Origin of the sequence: Actinomadura sp. 6N118 (genome assembly GCF_044326415.1) — a bacterium.
Classification (GTDB): domain Bacteria; phylum Actinomycetota; class Actinomycetes; order Streptosporangiales; family Streptosporangiaceae; genus Spirillospora.
The window spans coordinates 163,154-181,100 of the sequence record NZ_JBIRAZ010000012.1 but is presented as its reverse complement, the minus strand read 5'-3'; the positions used below and the strand labels follow the sequence as shown (position 1 = coordinate 181,100).

12 protein-coding genes and 1 pseudogene are annotated in these 17,947 nt (G+C 66.9%); 8 read left to right on the top strand and 5 right to left on the bottom strand.

From position 1 onward, the window contains the following. Positions 1-408: 408 nt before the first annotated feature. On the bottom strand, positions 409-1,305 hold the full coding sequence (locus tag ACH34W_RS29670) for a U32 family peptidase (RefSeq protein ID WP_395964406.1): 897 nt from the start codon (positions 1,303-1,305) through the stop codon (positions 409-411). 189 nt (positions 1,306-1,494) lie between these two features. Between ACH34W_RS29670 and ACH34W_RS29665 the strand changes: the two genes are divergently transcribed. The 8 genes from ACH34W_RS29665 (at position 1,495) to ACH34W_RS29630 (ending at position 10,096) form a co-directional block, all read left to right on the top strand. Beyond that, positions 1,495-2,325, top strand: a complete 831-nt coding sequence (locus ACH34W_RS29665) for an IclR family transcriptional regulator (protein ID WP_395964405.1) — start codon at positions 1,495-1,497, stop codon at positions 2,323-2,325. Positions 2,326-2,539: 214 nt separating this feature from the next. Continuing rightward, entirely contained in the window at positions 2,540-4,330 is a 1,791-nt protein-coding gene (locus ACH34W_RS29660; protein WP_395964404.1) for a sensor histidine kinase, read from the top strand. After that, positions 4,321-4,965, top strand: a complete 645-nt coding sequence (locus ACH34W_RS29655; RefSeq protein WP_395964403.1) for a response regulator — start codon at positions 4,321-4,323, stop codon at positions 4,963-4,965. Before ACH34W_RS29660 ends, ACH34W_RS29655 begins: the two co-directional genes overlap by 10 nt. A gap of 142 nt (positions 4,966-5,107) precedes the next feature. Next, the gene (locus ACH34W_RS29650) at positions 5,108-6,034 is read left to right on the top strand and encodes an ABC transporter ATP-binding protein (RefSeq protein WP_395964402.1); all 927 of its coding nucleotides are present in this window, start codon (positions 5,108-5,110) and stop codon (positions 6,032-6,034) included. Continuing rightward, a complete protein-coding gene (locus tag ACH34W_RS29645) occupies positions 6,031-6,756 on the top strand; it encodes a hypothetical protein (RefSeq protein ID WP_395964401.1) in 726 nt (241 codons plus the stop codon). Before ACH34W_RS29650 ends, ACH34W_RS29645 begins: the two co-directional genes overlap by 4 nt. A gap of 33 nt (positions 6,757-6,789) precedes the next feature. Then, entirely contained in the window at positions 6,790-7,608 is an 819-nt protein-coding gene (locus ACH34W_RS29640; RefSeq protein WP_395964400.1) for a CPBP family intramembrane glutamic endopeptidase, read from the top strand. 64 nt (positions 7,609-7,672) lie between these two features. Next, positions 7,673-9,871, top strand: coding sequence for an MMPL family transporter (locus ACH34W_RS29635; protein ID WP_395964399.1), 2,199 nt, complete (start codon positions 7,673-7,675; stop codon positions 9,869-9,871). 66 nt (positions 9,872-9,937) lie between these two features. Beyond that, the gene (locus ACH34W_RS29630) at positions 9,938-10,096 is read left to right on the top strand and encodes a hypothetical protein (protein ID WP_395964398.1); all 159 of its coding nucleotides are present in this window, start codon (positions 9,938-9,940) and stop codon (positions 10,094-10,096) included. A 417-nt stretch (positions 10,097-10,513) separates the two neighbouring features. Here ACH34W_RS29630 and ACH34W_RS29625 read toward each other — a convergent pair whose 3' ends face one another. The 4 genes and pseudogenes from ACH34W_RS29625 to ACH34W_RS29610 all read right to left on the bottom strand — a co-directional run bounded on the left by ACH34W_RS29625 (position 10,514) and on the right by ACH34W_RS29610 (position 17,870). After that, a complete protein-coding gene (locus ACH34W_RS29625; protein ID WP_395964397.1) occupies positions 10,514-10,942 on the bottom strand; it encodes a hypothetical protein in 429 nt (142 codons plus the stop codon). A gap of 16 nt (positions 10,943-10,958) precedes the next feature. Then, positions 10,959-11,141, bottom strand: a pseudogene (locus ACH34W_RS29620) (NucA/NucB deoxyribonuclease domain-containing protein); the annotation flags it as partial. A gap of 127 nt (positions 11,142-11,268) precedes the next feature. Continuing rightward, entirely contained in the window at positions 11,269-11,538 is a 270-nt protein-coding gene (locus ACH34W_RS29615; RefSeq protein WP_395964396.1) for a hypothetical protein, read from the bottom strand. Beyond that, positions 11,538-17,870, bottom strand: a complete 6,333-nt coding sequence (locus ACH34W_RS29610; protein ID WP_395964395.1) for a polymorphic toxin-type HINT domain-containing protein — start codon at positions 17,868-17,870, stop codon at positions 11,538-11,540. Before ACH34W_RS29610 ends, ACH34W_RS29615 begins: the two co-directional genes overlap by 1 nt. Positions 17,871-17,947: the final 77 nt, after the last annotated feature.

Genomic DNA, 17,947 nt, shown 5'->3' with positions numbered 1-17,947 from the left:
GCTAGGGACCCGCGACGCTGGTGCGCCCGGGTCCGCGATCGTGATGCGGTTGGGCCCGCGATCGTGATGCGGTTGGGCCCGCGATCGCGGTGCGGTCAAGGCCCGCAATGGTGTTGCGGCCTAGGGGCTGCAACGGCGGTGCTGATGGGCCCGCGTGGATATGCGGTTGGCTCGCGATCCTGGTGCGGTTAGGGACCGCGATCCTGGTGCGGATAGGGACCGCGATCGTGATGCGGCTTGGTCCGCAACGGTGGTGCGGTTGACGGACTGAGCCGGTGGTGCGGCTGGGTCCCGCTTGGTGGTGCTGTTGGGGGCCGCGTTGGTGGTGCGGCTGGGGTCCGCGGCGGCGGTATGGCCGGGGACCCACGTTGGTGATTCAGGTAGGGACCCGCGATGGGGGTGGTTGGGCTAGGGACTCGGGATGGCCTCCTGGTAGTAGCGGCTCAGCATCGACAGTCCGATCGCCGCCCGGCGTACACGTTCGCGTGCGGTGGAGACGGCGAGCGGGCCGAGGTGATGGCCGGACGGATAGATGCCGGGCGCGTTGCGGACGGTGAACTTCAGGTGGACGGGTGCCGCGACCCGGACCAGGTCGGGCACCTCGTAGTAGCGGACGGCGCCCCCGAAGTCGTCCGCCGCCTCCACGTAGACGTCCAGCGGGACATCGACCGCCCGGCGGATCGCGGCGATCTGCGCGAGCGTGAGGTCGGTGGGCAGGTTGATGGTGGTGACGCCCAGTTCGGCGAGCAGCCGCGCCGTCGCCGGGTTGGACGAGGGGAACGACACCGAGGCCTTGAACTCCAGGTCCGGCGGCAGGTCCCCGGACTCCCGCATCCGGCGGAGCACCCAGAGCTGCCCGACGTCGGCGACAAGGACGCTGCGGACCCCGAGCCTGCAACCCCGGACGACATCCTCGATGCCGTAGACCAGCTGGTCGGCGCCGCGCAGCGTGCCCGCGGCCACCCGTCCCGACGACGACGCGACCTGGATGCCCACGTCCCACGCCGCCCGGGGGCCGACGAACAGGCAGATCTCGACCTTGTGCTCACGGCCGAGCGCGACCATCTCTTTGATCTCGGCATCGGTCAGCAACATCATTCCGCTGCCCTGGCTGATGCGGTGGACGCGGATCTCGTGCTCCTTGGCCGCGTCGAGGACCGCATGGAGCGGCTCGGGCCCCTCGACTGAGGGGATCTCCACGCGGTACTGGGCGCCGTCGGGGAAGCGTTTGGCCGAGGACGGCAAATCCCCGAGATCATGTCCGGGAAGGCCCAATGAGGCCAGAAAGTCCCTGGTCGACTGCATGTGGGTTCCTTGCTCGATATCTCGAACTCAGTTCGAGATATGCGACTGGAACTGAAACGTAAGCTTCCTCGGAGGAGCCGTCAATGCCCTCGTTCATGACCATTAAGCCGGATTTCGTCTTTGACGGGGGTAGGGCGACTCCTTACGCTGAGTTCGATATCCCGTAAGCCGTCCGATGAGGGGAACGATGTGGGCCGTGCCGTACCCGCCGTCACCCGCGCCCTCGACATCCTGGAGCTCTTCCTCGAGAGCGCGCCTCTCTCGGCGGCCGACATCACCCGGCAGCTGGGGTTGCCCCGCACCACGGTGCACGAATTGCTCAGCACGCTGACCGATCGTTCGTATCTCGTGCCGGTCCCCGGCCAGCCCACGCGCTATGTGCTGGGGCTTAGGCTGTTCCAGCTCGGCAGCGTCGTCGCCGACCAGCTCGACCTCGCCCACGAGGCCCGGCGGGAGGCGGAGATGGTGGCCGCGCGCTGCGACGAGACGGTCCAGGTCGCGATCCTCGACGGCACCGACGTCGTCTACATCGCCAAGGCCGACAGCACCCACCCCGTCCGGCTCGTGTCGGCGGTGGGGCGCCGACTGCCCGCGCACTGCACTGGCCTCGGCAAAGTACTGCTGTCGGGGCTCAGCGCCGAGGCGCTCGACGCCCTCTACCCGCGCGATCGCGAGCTTGCGGGCATGACGCCCCGCAGCATCACCTCTCCTGCCCGGCTGCGGATTCACCTGGCCGAGATCCGCGAGCGCGGCATCGCCTACGACGACTGCGAGTCGAACGAGGCGGTCCATTGCGTGGCGGCCCCGGTCTTCGACCACACCGGCGCCATGGTCGCCGCCATGAGCATCTCGGTGCCGTCCCTGCGCTGGAGCAACGAGCGGCAGCGGGAGTGGGGTGCCCTCGTCCGAGAGGGCGCCGCCGTTCTCTCCCGCCGTCTGGGCCACCGGCCGCCGTCGCCGTCCTCGCCGGCGTCCTCATCTGGCCAAGAAATGCCAGAAAAGGCCCGCACCATAACCTAATAAAATGCCGGACCGGCCAGCTCATCTCCCGTACTGCGATTGTCAATCCCGCAGTTCCGGGCCGCTGATGGCGCTCGGCCCGGGCTGTTTCGGAGGCTGCCAGGACCGGTGTCCCTATCTTCTGGGACGATCTCGTGCGAGGTTCACATCAACGGTCACGAGGGAGACCGCTTTCCATGCCTGACGGCTAAAGACCGTGGGAAGGGACGCGCAGGTGTCTTTCGATGACCGGGTGTCCTCCGATGACATGGTGTCCTCGACTGACATGGTGTCCTCCGATGGCGCCGTCGATGGCGGGGCCCGCCCGCCGAGTCCTCGCACGCTGTGGCTGGTCGGCCTGGCGGGAGTGGCGGCCGGGGCGTCCACGGTCGTGCTGGCGCTGTTGAGCGATCACGTGGCACGGCCGGGTACGCAGGCGCTGCTCGCCAACTGGATCATGGTGCCCTATATCGGGGCGGGCGCCGTCGCCTGGTGGCGGCGGCCCGTCAGCCGGCTGGGGCCGTTGATGATCGCGGCGGGTCTCGCGATGTGGCTGGGGTTGCTCCAGTGGGCCAACGATCCGGTGCTCCATCTGATCGGACAGCAGTTCGACATGCTGCCGGCCGTCCTTTTCCTGCACGTCTTCCTCGCCTTCCCTACCGGGCGGCTGGAACGGCGGATCGAACGGGCGCTGGTGCTGACCGGGTATGCCACGGCGGTCGGGTTCCAGGTGGCCAAGATCATGCTCGGGGTCGATCCGGAGAGTCCGCTCGTGATCGCGGATGCTCCCGGCGCCGCCGCCGTTCTGGAGAACGTCCAGCTGTTCGGGCTGAGCGTGATCATGCTGACCGGCGTCGTCGTTCTCGCCCTCGGCCGTCGGCGGTCAGGACGGCCGCGCCGCACGACGATGTTGCTCATCGACTCGTTCGCGCTGGCATTGGTGATGCTCGCGACGCTCTACGTGGCGGGTGCTCTGCAGCTGTCGTGGTTCGAGCTGATCCGGCTGGCCGCGTTCGGTGCCCTGGGACTCGCACCGATCGCGTTCCTGATCGCGCTCCTGGACGCCCGGCTGGTGCGGGTGGGAGTCGGTGATCTGATCGTCCGGCTCCAGGCGGACCCCGCGCCGGATCTGCGCGGGATGCTCGCGCAGGCGCTTCGAGATCCCTCGCTGGCGTTGGTGTACTGGTTGCCCCAGTTCGGTACCTGGTCCGATGAGGACGGCGAGGCGGTCACGCTGCCGGAGGCGGGGCGCGGAAAGGTGATCATCCGTCGTGGCTCCGAGCCCGTGGCGGCCCTGCTGTTCGACCCCGCACTGGAGGACGAGCCCGAACTGCTTGACGCCGTCGGAGCGGCAGCGGCGCTGGCCTTGGAGAACGGCAGGCTCCAGGCCGAGCTCAAGGCCCGCCTCCAGGAGCTGCACGGCTCGCGGATGAGGGTGCTGGAGGCCGGGCTGAAGGAGCGGCGACGGCTGGAACGAGACCTTCACGACGGCGCGCAGCAGCGGTTGGTGGCACTGTCGCTGGAGCTGGCTCTGCTCGGCGAGAGCCTCTCCGTGGACTCCGATGCTCGTCAGCGGGTCGACCGCGCCAAGCAGGAGATCGCGGTGTCGCTCGGGGAACTGCGCGACCTGGCCCGCGGGATCTACCCGGCCGTGCTGAGCGGGCACGGCCTGGTCGTCGCACTCGAATCGCTGACCGCACGTTCGGCGATACCCGTACGGCTGATGATGCGCTTCGAAGGCCGGCTGCCCGAGCCGATCGAGGCGGCCGCCTACTTCGTCGTCTGCGAGAGCCTCGCCAACGCCGGCAAGCACGCGTATGCGAAATCGGTCACCGTGGAGGTCATCCGGATGCCGGAGCAGGTGGTCGTCGAGGTCGTCGACGACGGGGTGGGCGGCGCCGACACCGAGCGCGGCTCGGGGCTTCGCGGGCTCGCCGACCGCGTGGAGGCGCTCGGTGGCCGGCTGCGGGTCTGGTCACCCGCCGAGGGCGGCACCCGTGTGAAGGCGGAGATCCCATGCGGGTAGCGATCGCCGAGGACAGCGTCCTGCTGCGCGAGGGCATCACCCGGATCCTCACCGACACGGGCTTCGAGGTGATCGCCGCGTGCGACAACGCCGACGATCTGATGCTGCGGCTCCGGGGCCGTCCGCCCGACATCACGATCCTGGACATCAGGTTGCCGCCGACGTACAACGACGAGGGGATGCGCGCGGCGCTGCACATCAGAAAGCAGTATCCGGCCGTCGGTGTGCTCGTGCTCTCGCAGTACGTCGAGGTCGGCCTGGCGATGAAGCTGCTCGCGGATTCGGCCGAAGGAGTGGGCTACCTCCTCAAGGACCGCATCAGCGACGTACCGGAGTTCGTCGCCGCGATACGGCGCGTGGCGTCCGGCGGATCGGCCGTTGACCCGACCATCGTCTCGACGCTCCTCAACCGCCACCGCGACAACACCCCGTTCACCTCGCTGACCCCGCGGGAGCGCGAAGTGCTGAAGCTGATGGCCACCGGCGGCTCCAACCAGGGCATCGCCGAACGCCTGGTGATCACGCAGCGCGCAGTGGAGAAGTACGTCTCCAGCATCTTCGGCAAGCTCGGGCTCCCCTCAACCGGAAGCGAGTCCCGTCGCGTTCTGGCCGTGCTGATGTTCCTCCGCTCCTGACTGAGACTCGTTCCTGACCGAGACTCGTTCCTGCCTGAGAAAGGCCAGAAACCCGAACCCCTGCCGACGGGTTTCCCGGCCTCTCACGGCGCTCGGCCGATGACACCGTCAAGGTGTCCAGGCCAGCCTCCCAGGAGCGCCGATGAAGACACGCATCATCCAGGACCAGCCCGCCCACGCAGCGGTCATCGAAGTGTGCGAGCTCACCAAGCACTACGGTCCCGTACGGGCCGTCGACCGGCTGAGTTTCGCGGTCGGGGAAGGCGTCGTCGCCGGTTTCCTCGGGCCGAACGGATCAGGCAAGACCACCACGCTGCGGTCGGTGCTGGGCCTGGTGGAACCCACCTCGGGTCACGCCGTCATCGCCGGCCTGCCGTACCGCCGGCTGCGCGACCCGCTGCGTGAGGTCGGCGCGATGCTGGAACCGGCCGCGCATCCCGGCCGGACCGCGCGCGACCACCTCCGCATGGTGGCGGCCGAGGCGCGCATGCCGCGGTCGCGCGCCGACGAGCTGCTGAACCTGGTGGACTTGCGCGCCGCTGCCGGGCGCCGCGTGGGCGGTTACTCGCTGGGCATGCACCAGCGGCTGGGGCTGGCCGCCGCACTGATCGGCGATCCGCGGATCCTCGTGCTCGACGAACCGGCCAACGGGCTCGATCCCGAGGGCATCCGCTGGCTGCGCGACTTCCTGCGCGCCCTGGCCGCGGAGGGCCGCACTGTCCTGCTGTCCAGCCATGTGCTGTCCGAGGTCGCCCAGACCGTGGACGAGGTCATCGTCATCAACGACGGCCGGCTGGTCGTTCAGGCGCCGCTCGACCGGGTCATCGGCTCGGGCCGGCGGATCCGGGTGCGCTCCCCCCGGCCGGCGGAGCTCGCCGCGGCGTTGCGCGCGGACGGGCTGCGCGCGGTCCAGGACGACACCGGGACGCTGACGGTCAGCGGCGCGGCCCAGGAGACCGTCGGACAGCTCGCCTTTGACCGCGGCTTCCCCATCTATGAGATCTCCGCTGAATCGGCGGGTCTTGAGGAGACCTTCCTGAGCCTCACTGCCAAGGAGGCCCGGACATGACCACGTTGATCCGCTCGTACGCGCTCGGCCTGCGCACGCTGCGCGGCACGTACGGGGTGGCTGCGGCGCTGGTCGCACTCGTCGCCCTCACGGTGGGTGCCGACCTGGCCGCGAACGCCGGGAACGCCAGCTACACCACGCCGGGACAGCTGCGCGAACCCGTGGTCGCGGGCGTCGGCATCCTCGCCGCCGTCGGGCTTTCGTTGCTCGCCGCCGCCCGGGTCGGCGGGGAGTTCAGGCACCGCACCATCACGCTGCGGTTTCTGGCCGGGCCGCGCCGGACCAGCATCCTCGCCGCCGCTCTGATCACGTACGGGGCGTTCTCCCTCCTCGTAGGGGCCGCCTCCCTTGGTGTCGGCATCGGCATCGCCCAACCGATCGTCGCCGCTGAAGGCCTCTCCCTCGGCCTGTCCGCATCGCTCATCGGCGCGGTGCTGCTGGCGGTCGTGCTGTTCACGCTGATCGGCGTGTGCGCCGGCGCGATCTGCCGCAACCAGCCCGCCGCCGTCCTCGTCGTCGCCGGCGCGTTCGTCGGCGAGAAGCTCGCCGGCATGGCGATCGGCGACGCGGCCGCCTACCTGCCGTACGCGCTGCTCACCCCGCTCCTCGGGATGGAGGGCGCCACGATCTCGCGCGGCACCGCGGCGCTGACCCTGGCGGCCGTGACCGGCGGGCTCTGCACGCTCGCGGCGTACCTGGTCGCCCACCGCGACGTCACCTGATCGATCTCCTTCCTCCAGATTGGAACCCCTGACATGTCATCCCTGGTCAAACGCCATCCGCTCGTGACGTTCTTCGCGCTGGCCTTGGCGATCTCATGGTGCGTGCTGCCGTTCGGCGCGTTCCTGCCGTTCGGTCCGCTGGTCGCGGCGTTGGTCGTCATCGCCATCACCGACGGCAAGGCCGGCCTGCGCCGTTTGGGCGGACGCCTGACTCGCTGGCGCCTGGGCTGGCAGTGGTACGCCATGGCCGTCGGCGTGCCGCTGACCGTGCATCTGTTCGCCATCGGCTCCAACGTCGGCCTGGGCGCGGCGGCGCCGTCGCTGGACCAGTTCAGCGCCTGGTACTCGATCTTCATGGTGATCGGGATCACCATGATCAACCCGCTGAACGGGCCGATGGGCGAGGAGCCCGGGTTCCGCGGCTTCGCCCAGCCCTCCCTCCAGGCCCGCCGCTCGCCCCTCCAGGCAACGGCGATCCTCGCCGGGGTGGTCGCGCTCTGGCACCTCCCGCTCTTCTTGATCCCTGAATTCGAACTGGCACCGATCGAACTCCTCGCCACCGTCGCGGTGACCTTCTGGTACGCGTGGCTGTTCAACCGCACCGGCGGCAGCGTCCTCATCACACTGCTCGCCCATGCGACCGAAGGCGGCATCAACACCGACGACCTGTGGCCCGACGGGACCTTCGCGACACGCGAAACCTGGCTCTTTGTCCTGGGCTGGGTCCTGGTGGCCGCTGCCCTGCTCGTCTTCGATCGCAAGACCTGGACCGCCGCGCCGAACACAGCACCGGGCACAGCCGAGCCGTCGCCGGCCGATGAGCCGTCGACCCAGAGCGCGGCCCACCGATAGGCCGTCCGCGTAGCCATACGACTCGCGCTTAGACGGATCTCCCCGTTCTAGAGAAAGGCTCATCATGTCCCGCTTGCTCTACAAGGTCGGACGCTTCTCCGGCCGCCGCCCCTGGTACGTCCTGGCCGTATGGATTCTGATCGCTGCCGCGGCCTTCATGCTCAATAGCTCGATCGGCGGATCGCCCGACGAGTCGTTCCGCTTGCCCGGCGCCGAGTCGCAGCGGGCGGCCGACGCGCTCAAGGAACGTTTCCCGCGGCAGACCGTCTTCACGACCAGCATCGTCGTCCACTCCGACCAGGGCCTGGCACGGTCTGAGGTCAAGACCGCGATGACCGGGGCGCGGACGGAACTGGCCGCGATACCGCATGTCCTGGCCGTCTCTGATCCCTACGACGCACGCGGCCCCACCGTGAGCCCCGACGGCCGGACCGGCTTCCTCACGCTGGCCCTCGACTCCAACGAAAAGATCACCCAGGCCCAGTTCGACGCCGCGCAGAGCGCCACCGCCCCTGTCCGCGCCGCCGGGGTTCAGGTCGAGTACCAAGGCTCCCTCGGCCAGGCCAAGGGAGACGCCGAGCCGGGCAGCGAGAAGCTGGGCGTCGCGATGGCCATCGTGATCCTGGCGATCGCCTTCGGCTCGCTGGTCGCGACGAGCCTGCCGATCGCGGTGGCGCTGACCGCCCTGCTGGTCGGGATGAGCGGCCTCGGCATCATGTCCGGGCTCATCTCGGTGCCGAAGATCGCAACGGTCGTCGCCATGATGCTCGGTCTCGGCGTCGGCATCGACTACGCGCTGTTCGTCCTGGCCCGGCATCGCCAGAACCTGGCCAACGGCATGCCGGTGCCCGAGGCCGCCGGCCGCGCCAACGCGACCGCCGGCCTGTCGGTGCTGGTCGCCGGGGCCACGGTCGTGGTGGCGATCACAGGCCTGCAGGTGTCAGGCATTCCGATGCTGACCGCGATCGGCTGGAGCTCGGCGCTGATGGTCGCGGTGACCATGACCGCCACGCTCACCCTGCTGCCCGCGTTGCTCGGGCTCGCCGGAACGCGGGTCAACAGCCTGCGTCTTCCCTTCGTCAAGATCCGGCCCGCGTACAACCCGCGCTCGAAGTCCAGCCGCTGGTCCGCCAAGGTGGTCGCACGACCGGTCACCTACGGCGTGGCCGCCGCGGTCCTGCTAGCCGTTCTGGCCATCCCGGTGTTCTCGATGCGGCTCGGCTTCCCGGACGCGGGCAACGACGCCCCGTCCACCACCACTCGGAAGTCGTACGATCTGGTCGCGTCGGGCTTCGGCCCGGGGGTCAACGGACCCTTGCAGGTGGTCGTCGAGCTGAACGGAGCCGGCCGGTCCACGCTGGACACCATGGGGGGCGCGCTCAAGGCCACCCCCGGCGTCGCCTCCGTGTCCGCCCCGACGCTCAGTCCCACGGGCGACCTGGCGACGTTCGAGGTCGTCCCGACCACGTCACCGCAGGACGAGAAGACCGACCAGCTCGTCAAGCGCCTCCGCTCGGACGTCCTGCCGGACACCGCCCGCGGCACGGCCGCCACGACGATGGTCACCGGCGAGGCCGCCCTCGTCGGGGATCTCTCCGCCAAGATTCAACAGCGCATGCCGTGGTTCCTGGGCGCCGTGATCGGCCTGTCCTTCCTGGTCCTGATGATCGTCTTCCGCTCGATCCTGGTGCCGCTGAAGGCCGCCGTGCTCAACCTGCTCAGCATCGCCGCGGCCTATGGCGTGGTCGTCGCGGTCTTCCAGTGGGGCTGGGGCGCCGATCTGATCGGCGTGCACGAGAGTGTCCCGATCTTCCCGCTGGCGCCGATGTTGATGTTCGCGATCCTGTTCGGCCTGTCCATGGACTACGAGGTCTTCCTGCTGAGCCGTGTCCGTGAGCAGTTCGACCGGCACGGCGACCCCAAGGCCGCCGTCATCGAGGGCGTCGGATCCACCGCCCGCGTCATCACCAGCGCCGCCCTCATCATGATCGGAGTGTTCGGGGCGTTCGTGCTGTCCTCCGACGGCGTCACCAAGCTGTTCGGCGTCGGCCTCTCCGTCGCCGTCCTCCTGGACGTCACCCTCATCCGCATGGTCCTCGTCCCCTCCGCGATGAGCCTCCTCGGACGCCACGCCTGGTGGCTGCCGGCCCGCCTGGACCGCTACCTGCCAGACCTCCACCCAGAAGGCACCGCCACCGACGTCCTGGTCACCGAACCGGCCATCGACGAACGAACGGACAAGGAGACCGTCACCCTGGCCTGAGGTGACCAGTAATCGGCTTTACTGCTGATCAGAAAGGCGCAGCGGACCCCCGCTGCGCCTTCCTGATTGTCGGGCTCCACAAACGGTGTATTCGGTGCGGCGCCAAAACACGACGCCCAGCATGAGCGGGAACATCGGCGGCTGGCCGCCCTGGTGCGCGGCGAGTGGTCGATCGAGAACCGCGACCACTATGTGAGGGACGTGACGCTGGGCGAGGACCGCTGACGGGTCCGGACCGGCTCGATAGCTTCGGTCCTGGCCGTCATACGCGGCCACGCCATCGGCCCCCTACGCCTGCTCGGCCTCACCAACGTCGCCGAAGCAACTCGCTGGGCACGAGACGACTTCGAACGCCCGCTCATCGTCCTCGGTCTCACAGAATAAGAACGCGGTCAGCCCCGCCGTTCAACACCGAGGCCTTCTACATCCGCGACAATCAGGGCACGGACTGCGGCGCCATCCACGGCGAGCACCTAACTCAAGCGTTAGCCCCTTAAGGCGTGCGATCCAACACCGGCCCCGTAGCATTATTCATATCGCACTGAGGCCTTCTCCAGTTCTACCCAGCGAACATCATCCGCCTGAAGCACTCCTGTGTCGTCAACAAAGAAGGTGCCGTCACGGAAACGATCGATGAAGAAGTTAACCATGATGCTCGAGATCATTGAACGCTGGCCTGGCGTCCTCTTCGGCAATCACCTTGACGACGCTCGACGGACGAGACGCTTCCTCGAAAACTGCTACATAAAGATCTCCACCTCCAGAAGCGAGCAGCGGAAACCACCTATCCCCTAGGAGCGCCTCCGGGAAGGAGTCGTACCTAATAGCCGCGGACTCTTCAACCGACATCGGCATGTAGCCAGGTATCAGGGCAGCATCGTCTTGGGTTTGGCCAGGAAAATGGGATACCCCGTTGGCCCAAGCAAACCAAGTGGCCACATCAGTCGGAACGGGCGCACCAAAAGCGACTTTTACGGCCTCGGCAGGAACGCCAGCACTTCGAGCAGACACCACCGGACGGTCAAGACGATCGGCTTCCAGCCACAGATCCCGAATGCTATCAATCAGCACCAATCCGCCCCTTTCCCTAAGGCATCACTCTCACAACAAACTGGTCGCCGGGACTAAGGCCTGCCGACTTGTAAAATTCCTTGAGATACCATCCGTGGCTTGAGTTTACTCCTCTCGGTGAGAGGGTGAGGAAGGCTCCAGCCCCTCCTTCAACTGACGTGGCAAAAGGATACTCCTCCCACGTACCGTTGCGAGCGAACGGGGTGGGGCTCGGCGCATGGGCCTGCGCTTGCCGCCCGTGTCGACTTCAGCCCTCGCTGAACGAGAAGTCGCTGAAGTCAATTCACATTAACCCAACAATTTCGCCGTGGGATGCGAAGGAAGTGCTACAGACCGGTCTGATTCAGGTCCGACTCGAAATCCGTGAGCCATTCTTCGAAGTCTTGAATACTGTGCAGGTAGACGTTTGGTGCAGATTGCAGATCCGCTCCGGCCAGCCGATCAAGGGCTGTCCAGACCTTGGGGTCACCGACCTCAAGGTCGTCGCGGTTCATTACCTCTATCGCCCAGTCGGCTACATCGGCCGGATCCTCGTCTTGCCGCGCAAGCGCCGCAAGACGAGCTCGGACCTCCTGCTCAAGCCCGCTATCTTCCATCAGAACGTCCCGGTGAAGTAACCGTCGACATCGAACAGATAGTGGATCTTTTTTCCGCCTGTGGCATTGACGTCTGGGCGCACGATACGGACATTGCCAAAGCCGTCAAGGGTTTCATGCCAGATCCTCGTAGCATCAGTCCCAGGATCCCACTCACGGACAAGGCGTCTACCGATCATTTCACCTGGGTTCCGGGCGGGCGTGACGTTTCCGTAGAAACGGATCCGACCACTCTCCAATTCTTTGATGCCACCCTGACCATACTTCTGGGCCTGGGAGTAAAACCTCTTCAGCTTGGCTGCATTCGCAGCGTTGTCGGCACCGGATCCACCACGGCAGTTGTGGACGAGGACTGGTGTAGTGCCTGCCACTACATAGTACGTGGGGTCGGTTTCTACGGTGAGGTTGTAGACCTGCTGATACTTGGTCCAGGTCTTGATCGCGGTGATCTGGACGTGGGTGCCGGCGCTGGTGCGGAGCCACATGCCGGGCTTGAGCTGGCCTGCGTCGAGCCACTGCTTCTTGTCGACAACCCAGAAGGGGTGGTTGTCGGTAGAGATGAGGACGCCGCTCTTCGACTTCTTGGTGGCGCTGCTGTCGATGGTGAGTTGTACGAGGGTCTTGGTGCCTGCGCCGACAATGGTGTCGAGGACGGGGCGGGGTGTGGTCTTGCCGGTTTCGGGGTCGGTGGCGAGGACCTTGTCGCCGATCTTGATGTGGTCGATGGCCTTTCTGGTGCCGTCGGCGAGGACGACTGCGGTGCCGGCGAGGAAGCTGCAGCCCTCGCCCTTACCTGCTGGTTGGCGTCCTGGGGCCTTGCCGCCCTTGGAGCCGGCTCCGGCCGAGCTGCCGGCACGGGGGGTGGCTGAGCTGCCACCGCGGGCTGCGGTGCCTCCGTTGGCGCCGCCGGCGGCCTTGCCGCCGGCCGATGCGCCCGGGGGATCCACCTTTACACGGGGTTTGGGGATCGCGAAACGGCCGCCTCCTAGGCCGACGCGGGCGGCGATGGCCGTGGCGGCTCTGCTGGCAGCGCCAATGCTCATGACCGCCATGGCGATGTCGGGAGCGATGCTGCCGCCGAAGTACATCTTCGAGTTGGGGTCGGCGCCGACCAGGCGGGCGAATTTGTTCTCGACGCCCGGTATGAGGAACGCATATCCCACCGGGCCCGCCAGGCCTGACTTGGAGCCGCCGATCATGGCACCGACGTAGAAGTTCCACCCGTGCTTCACGAGTTTCTTGAGTGGTTGCCAGGGGCTGCCTCCGCCTCCGCCGGTGGAGGCGTTGTTGGTACCGCCGCCCCCGCCGCCGCCTGGGGAGTCGCCGCGGAGTCCCCCCTCTCCGGGGCTGGAGGGGCCTCCGGGAGCCGGGGCGGGCTCCCACACCATGAGGCCGGTGGGGTCGGCGTGGGTGACGGGGTTGTTCTTGGCGTAGGTGTAGCCGTTCATCTGCTGGGGGTCGCCCTGGGTGATGACGGGGTCGACGGAGATGAAGCGGCCGGTGGTGGGGTCGTACTGGCGGGCGCCGAGGTTGGTCAGGTCGGTGGCGGAGTCGATGGTGCCGCCGACGAAGCCCTTTTCGCCCAGCCAGGTGCCCAGCGGTGTGCCTCGGTTCTGGCCGAAGGGAGTGAAGCGGCGCTGGGTGAGGGCACCAGTGGCGGCGTTGATCTCTTGGCTGGCGGTGCCTTGGTGGTCGGAGACCAGGAACGTGACGCCGGAGGCATCGCGCATGGCGATGGTCTCGCCGTCGTGGGAGTAGTAGCGGGTGGCCTTGGGCGTGGTGGTGCCCTTGGGCAGGTGGATCTCGGTGCCGGGCAGATAGAGCGTGGTGCCCTTGGGGTCCCGGCGGATGAGACGTTCACCTTCGGCCGTGTAGGCGTAGGTGGTGTCGCCCTTGGCGGTGTCGGAGACCTTGGTGAGCTCGCCCTCTGCGTCCCACGTGAGGGTCTGCTTGCCGGAGGCGGTGGTGCGACCGGTGGTGTTGCCGGACGCGTCGTAGTCGTAGGTCTCGCTGTGCGCGCCCTCACCGGTCTGGGTGAGGTTGGCGAGCTGGTGGCCCTTGTATTTGGGGTCGACACCCGGGCCGTTGGCGTAGGTGTAGTTGCGGGTGGAGGTGACCTGACCGGTGGCGGTGTAGTTGGTTTCGGACTTGCGGTTGCCGGTCTCGTCGTAGGTGTAGTTCACCCGATAGGGGGCCGGTCCGCCGAGGGAGGCCTGGGACGGGTCGGTGGCGCAGGTCGCGGTGTCATCGGGGGGCACGTTCTGGGTCCAGGCGTCGGTGAGGCGCTGGAAGTGGTCGTACCGGAAGCACTGGTTGTCGGTGCCCGAGCGGGAGACATCAGTGATCTGCTTGACGTTTCCCGCGTCGTGGTAGCTGTAGGTGGCGCTGCGGTCGAAACCCGCCTGCCCGTCGTGGACGGTGGTCGCGGTCTTCAGACGCTTGGTGCCGTGCTCGTAGGTGTAGGAGTGGGAGACCTTTTTGGCGCTGCTACTGGTGCCCAGCAGTTGGCCGATGAGCTTGCCGTCGTTGAGGTAGTCGGTCTTGAGCACATAGTCCGACAGGTTGCTCTTGAGCGTGGTCGAACGGCCGTAATCGTCGTTGGTGTAGACCAGGCTTTCGCCGCCCAGCCCGCCGGCTGCGGGCATCCCGGCCGTGCGGACGGTGCCGTCCAGACCGTAGGTGGTAGTGAAGGTGTAACCATTGGCCGGTGCCAGCGAGCCCTCGGCCGCTGGCAGGCCGGTGAGGGTGGTGGTGGTGCTGGTGGGCCGGTTGAGATTGTCGTAGAAGTTGACCTTCGTGGTGTATGTGGCGGTGCCGTCGTAGCGGGTCGAGGTAGCGGGCAGGCCCTTGCGGACGGTGTCGTACGTCCACTCGGCCAGCTTGGTGCCGGGGGTGGCCGTCGTCTGATCGAACAGGCTGGTCTTGCGGCCCAGGCCGTCGTAGCTGTAGCCGATCTTCTTGCCGCGGGCGTCCTCGACCTGGGTGAGCTGGTCCAGATCGTCGTAGGTGTACTTGGTGACGCCCTTGTCCGGATCGTTGCTTTCGATCTTGCGGCCACGCAAGTCGTAGTCGTGCGTCCAGACCTGACCGCCATGCGCGGTCAACTTGGCCAGCTGTCCAGCGGGCGTGTACTCATACTTCGTCGAGGCGTAGTCGCTGGGACCGGTGCCCTTGTACTGCCGCAACTCGGTGGTCTGTCCGCGGGCATCGACGTAGGTCGTCGAGGGATAGGCGCCCTCGGGCGGGGTGACCGTGGTGTAGTTGCCGCCATAGGCGTAACTGGTATGCCACTTCTCGTTGGCGTCGCTGTTACCGACAAGGAGCCGCTGGGCGGTGGTGCGGCCCACGCCGTCGTACTCATAGACCGCCTGGGTCTCCACATCGCCGACCTTGTCGACGCCGAACAGGGTGGTGGAGGGCACTGCGTCGGCGTAGTAGGTGTCGTAGCTGCGGTCAACCTTGCCCTGGGCGTTATAGAACGTGTCGGTGATCAATCGGCCGCCCGCAGGTCCCGGTTCCTGGGTCTGGCGGGGCCGCAGCCAGCCGTCCAACAGCGCGTACTCGGTCTCCTGACCGCTGGTGTTGGTCAGCCGCTTGGTGGTGACCGCCACGATCTCATTCAGTTTGATCTTGTACGCGAACTCGCGATCGGGAGTCTGACCGGTGGTGCGGTTGGGGCCCCACACCTTGGTGACCCGGCCCAGCGCGTCGTACTGGTACTTGGTCTGCTTGCTGCCCGCGTCGCTCTCGACCAGCGGGCTGGCCCATGCCGGGTCGAACTCGGTACTGGTCTCCAGGAAGCTGTTGGGATCCTGGGGGTTCGCCAGTGGGGTGGTGTTGGCGACCTTGGTGGTCAGGCCCTGAGGGTCGGTGTAGTCGGTCTTGACGATCTTTCCGGCGGAGTCGGTGGACTCGATCGAGCGTCCGTAGGAGTCGAACTTGGTCTTGGCGGCCGTGATGTAGGTGACCGCGGAAGCGGTGGCCGACTTGGGCTTCTCGACCAGCGTCGCGTTGCCGCGCGTGGGGGCGGCGTCGAGCGCGCCGTTGTCGTAGAACGTGCGCTGGTCGGAGAGCAGGTCCTTGGACAGGTCCGCGTTGTCCTTGTCGGCGCACTTGCGGGCAATGGTGCGGACATGGCTGGGGAGCGCCACGATCCAGTCGGTGGTGTTCGCAGTGGCCAGGTTCGTGGTCGTGCACCGGTCGTCATCGGACTTGGCGACATCGCCGAAGTCGTCCACCTCCAGCGGAGTGCCGGTGGTGGTGTTGAAGCTGTTGGTGGTGGTCTTGGTCTCCCGCCAGTCACCGCCGTTGTCGATGGAAGTGATGGCGCGGGAGCTCTTCACACCGGTCAGGTTGGCCGTGACGGTGCCCCACGAACGAGTTCGCGACGCTGTCTGGTCGTGCCACGGATAGTTGATGGTCTTGGTCAGGACGCTGCCGCCGGGCTTGGAGTAGGTGACGGACCGCACCTCGAAGCCCTGCAACGACTCGTGGTCGGGGTAGACCGGCTCGTTCGCCTCACCGTTGGAGACGCCGACGCTCTTTTTGGCGTCGCTGTCGGGGCTGGCACGGTCGCCGTGCATGCCCTGCATGTACCAGTGGTCGGACTGCGACGCCGTGCCGGTCGGGTTTCGGACGGTGACGCGGGCTTTGGAGAAGCCGCGCCACTGCGACCACGTCTTGTACTTCTCCGGCGTCAAGCCGTCGTCGTCATCGAAATGCCAGGCCGGCTGCCCGATCGAGTAGTCGTAGTCGGTGACGACGTCGGGCGCCTTGCCGGTCAGGTCTGTCTGCACGGACTGGGTCACGGCGTACTTGTGGAACCAGTCCAGCGCCGGTTTGTCGGCGTTGGTGCCATTCACCCAGTAGACGGGGAAACATCGCCGATGATTGTCTGCCGGGTTCGGAAGACTCGAGGTAGTGCAGTCCTCGGCGGAGTAGCTGACATCCAGCACACCACCGGTCTCGTTGTAGACAGTGGCGAGCCGGTTCTTCACGAACGGACCCAGATTGTCACCGAGTTCGTCGACCCGGTTGACCAGCTGCTTGTAGACGAAGGACACCGGCGGCATCTCCACCCGATCGCCGCCAGCCTCGCCCGAATGCACCACCGACTCCAGAAGCATCTGCCGGTCCACGTCGGCCATGCCCCACGCATGCTTGAGCTTCCAGGAGTCCACCGGCCGGTAGCCTGACCCGTCAGGCTTGATGATGCTGGTGGTGACGTTGGTTAGGCGCTTGCGCGACCAGAACGTCGGCGACGCAGACCCGTTGGGGTGCTTGCACTCCTTGTCCGCCTCACAGTTCAGGTCCCACGGCACGTCCCACCAATAGTCGGGGTGTTCCTTGATGTTGCCTTCGGCGCAGTCGGCGGAGTTCTCGCGGATGCAGCGCTCGGAGACCTCGAAGTCGACCCGGGCGGGAGCCTTGGCGTAAGGATTGGCTTCCTTCAGCCCGTACTCGGTGCGCAGCAGGTAACCGCCCCGCACGTATGGCGTCTCGTCCTTCTCCTTGAGGTTACGGGCGTAGTGATTGGTCTCGGTGCCGTAGTAGTAGACGACGGCGTTGCCATCGGTGTCGACGACGAAGTCCAGGTTCCAGCGGTAGGCCTGCGGGCACCATGAGTCGGCGAAGCCCGATGCCTCGTTGCACGGCTCTTTATCGTTGTTACCGAAGACCGGTGCGGTCCACGTGGAATTGGTCTCCGGCTTCCCGGACGCCCAGCCCTTGTCCCAACGGTTCTTACCGAAGTAGTACTGCGTACCGTCGGTCGTGGTGACCTTCCAGTACTCGTTGTCGTTGTCACCATTATCGGTGTTGGCCTCAGTGCCGTTGACGCGCTCGATCCGCGTACCATCGTCGTTCTTCAGCTTCCACTTGCCGCCACCGGCAGGAATCAGCTCCCCGCCCTTGCCGCCCAGCGACATGACGGCGTTGTCGTATCCCCAGCACTGGTCACCTGGATAGGTGCCGTACGTCGGGTCCTTCGGCGCGCCGTCGTCCTTGCACGCCTTGTACGAACGCTGGATGTAGCCCGGCCACAAGTCGAAGCCATCGCCTACCCAGGAGGGCTGTCCGCTGGTGTTCGACGTCCGACCATCGATGGTCGAGGAGGAGTAGCCCAACGCCAACTGCGGCTGCAAACCACCCGGCACCTGCGGCGTCCGCAACGGATACGACCAGTTGAAATCACCCGACTGCGGACTGATCTGCCACGACGAGGACGGTGACAACGACGTCGCCTTGTAGTCACCCTTGTCACTGGAGTCACCAGCCACCGCAGCCAGGACCGTCGCATGGCCGCCCTCTGGCGCCGCCGATGCGTCCGGCATCGCCCGTCCCTGCGCCGTGCTCGTCGCCGAAGGGCCCGGGTCCGGTTCTGAGGTAACCGCGACCGGCGCCGCGTCCA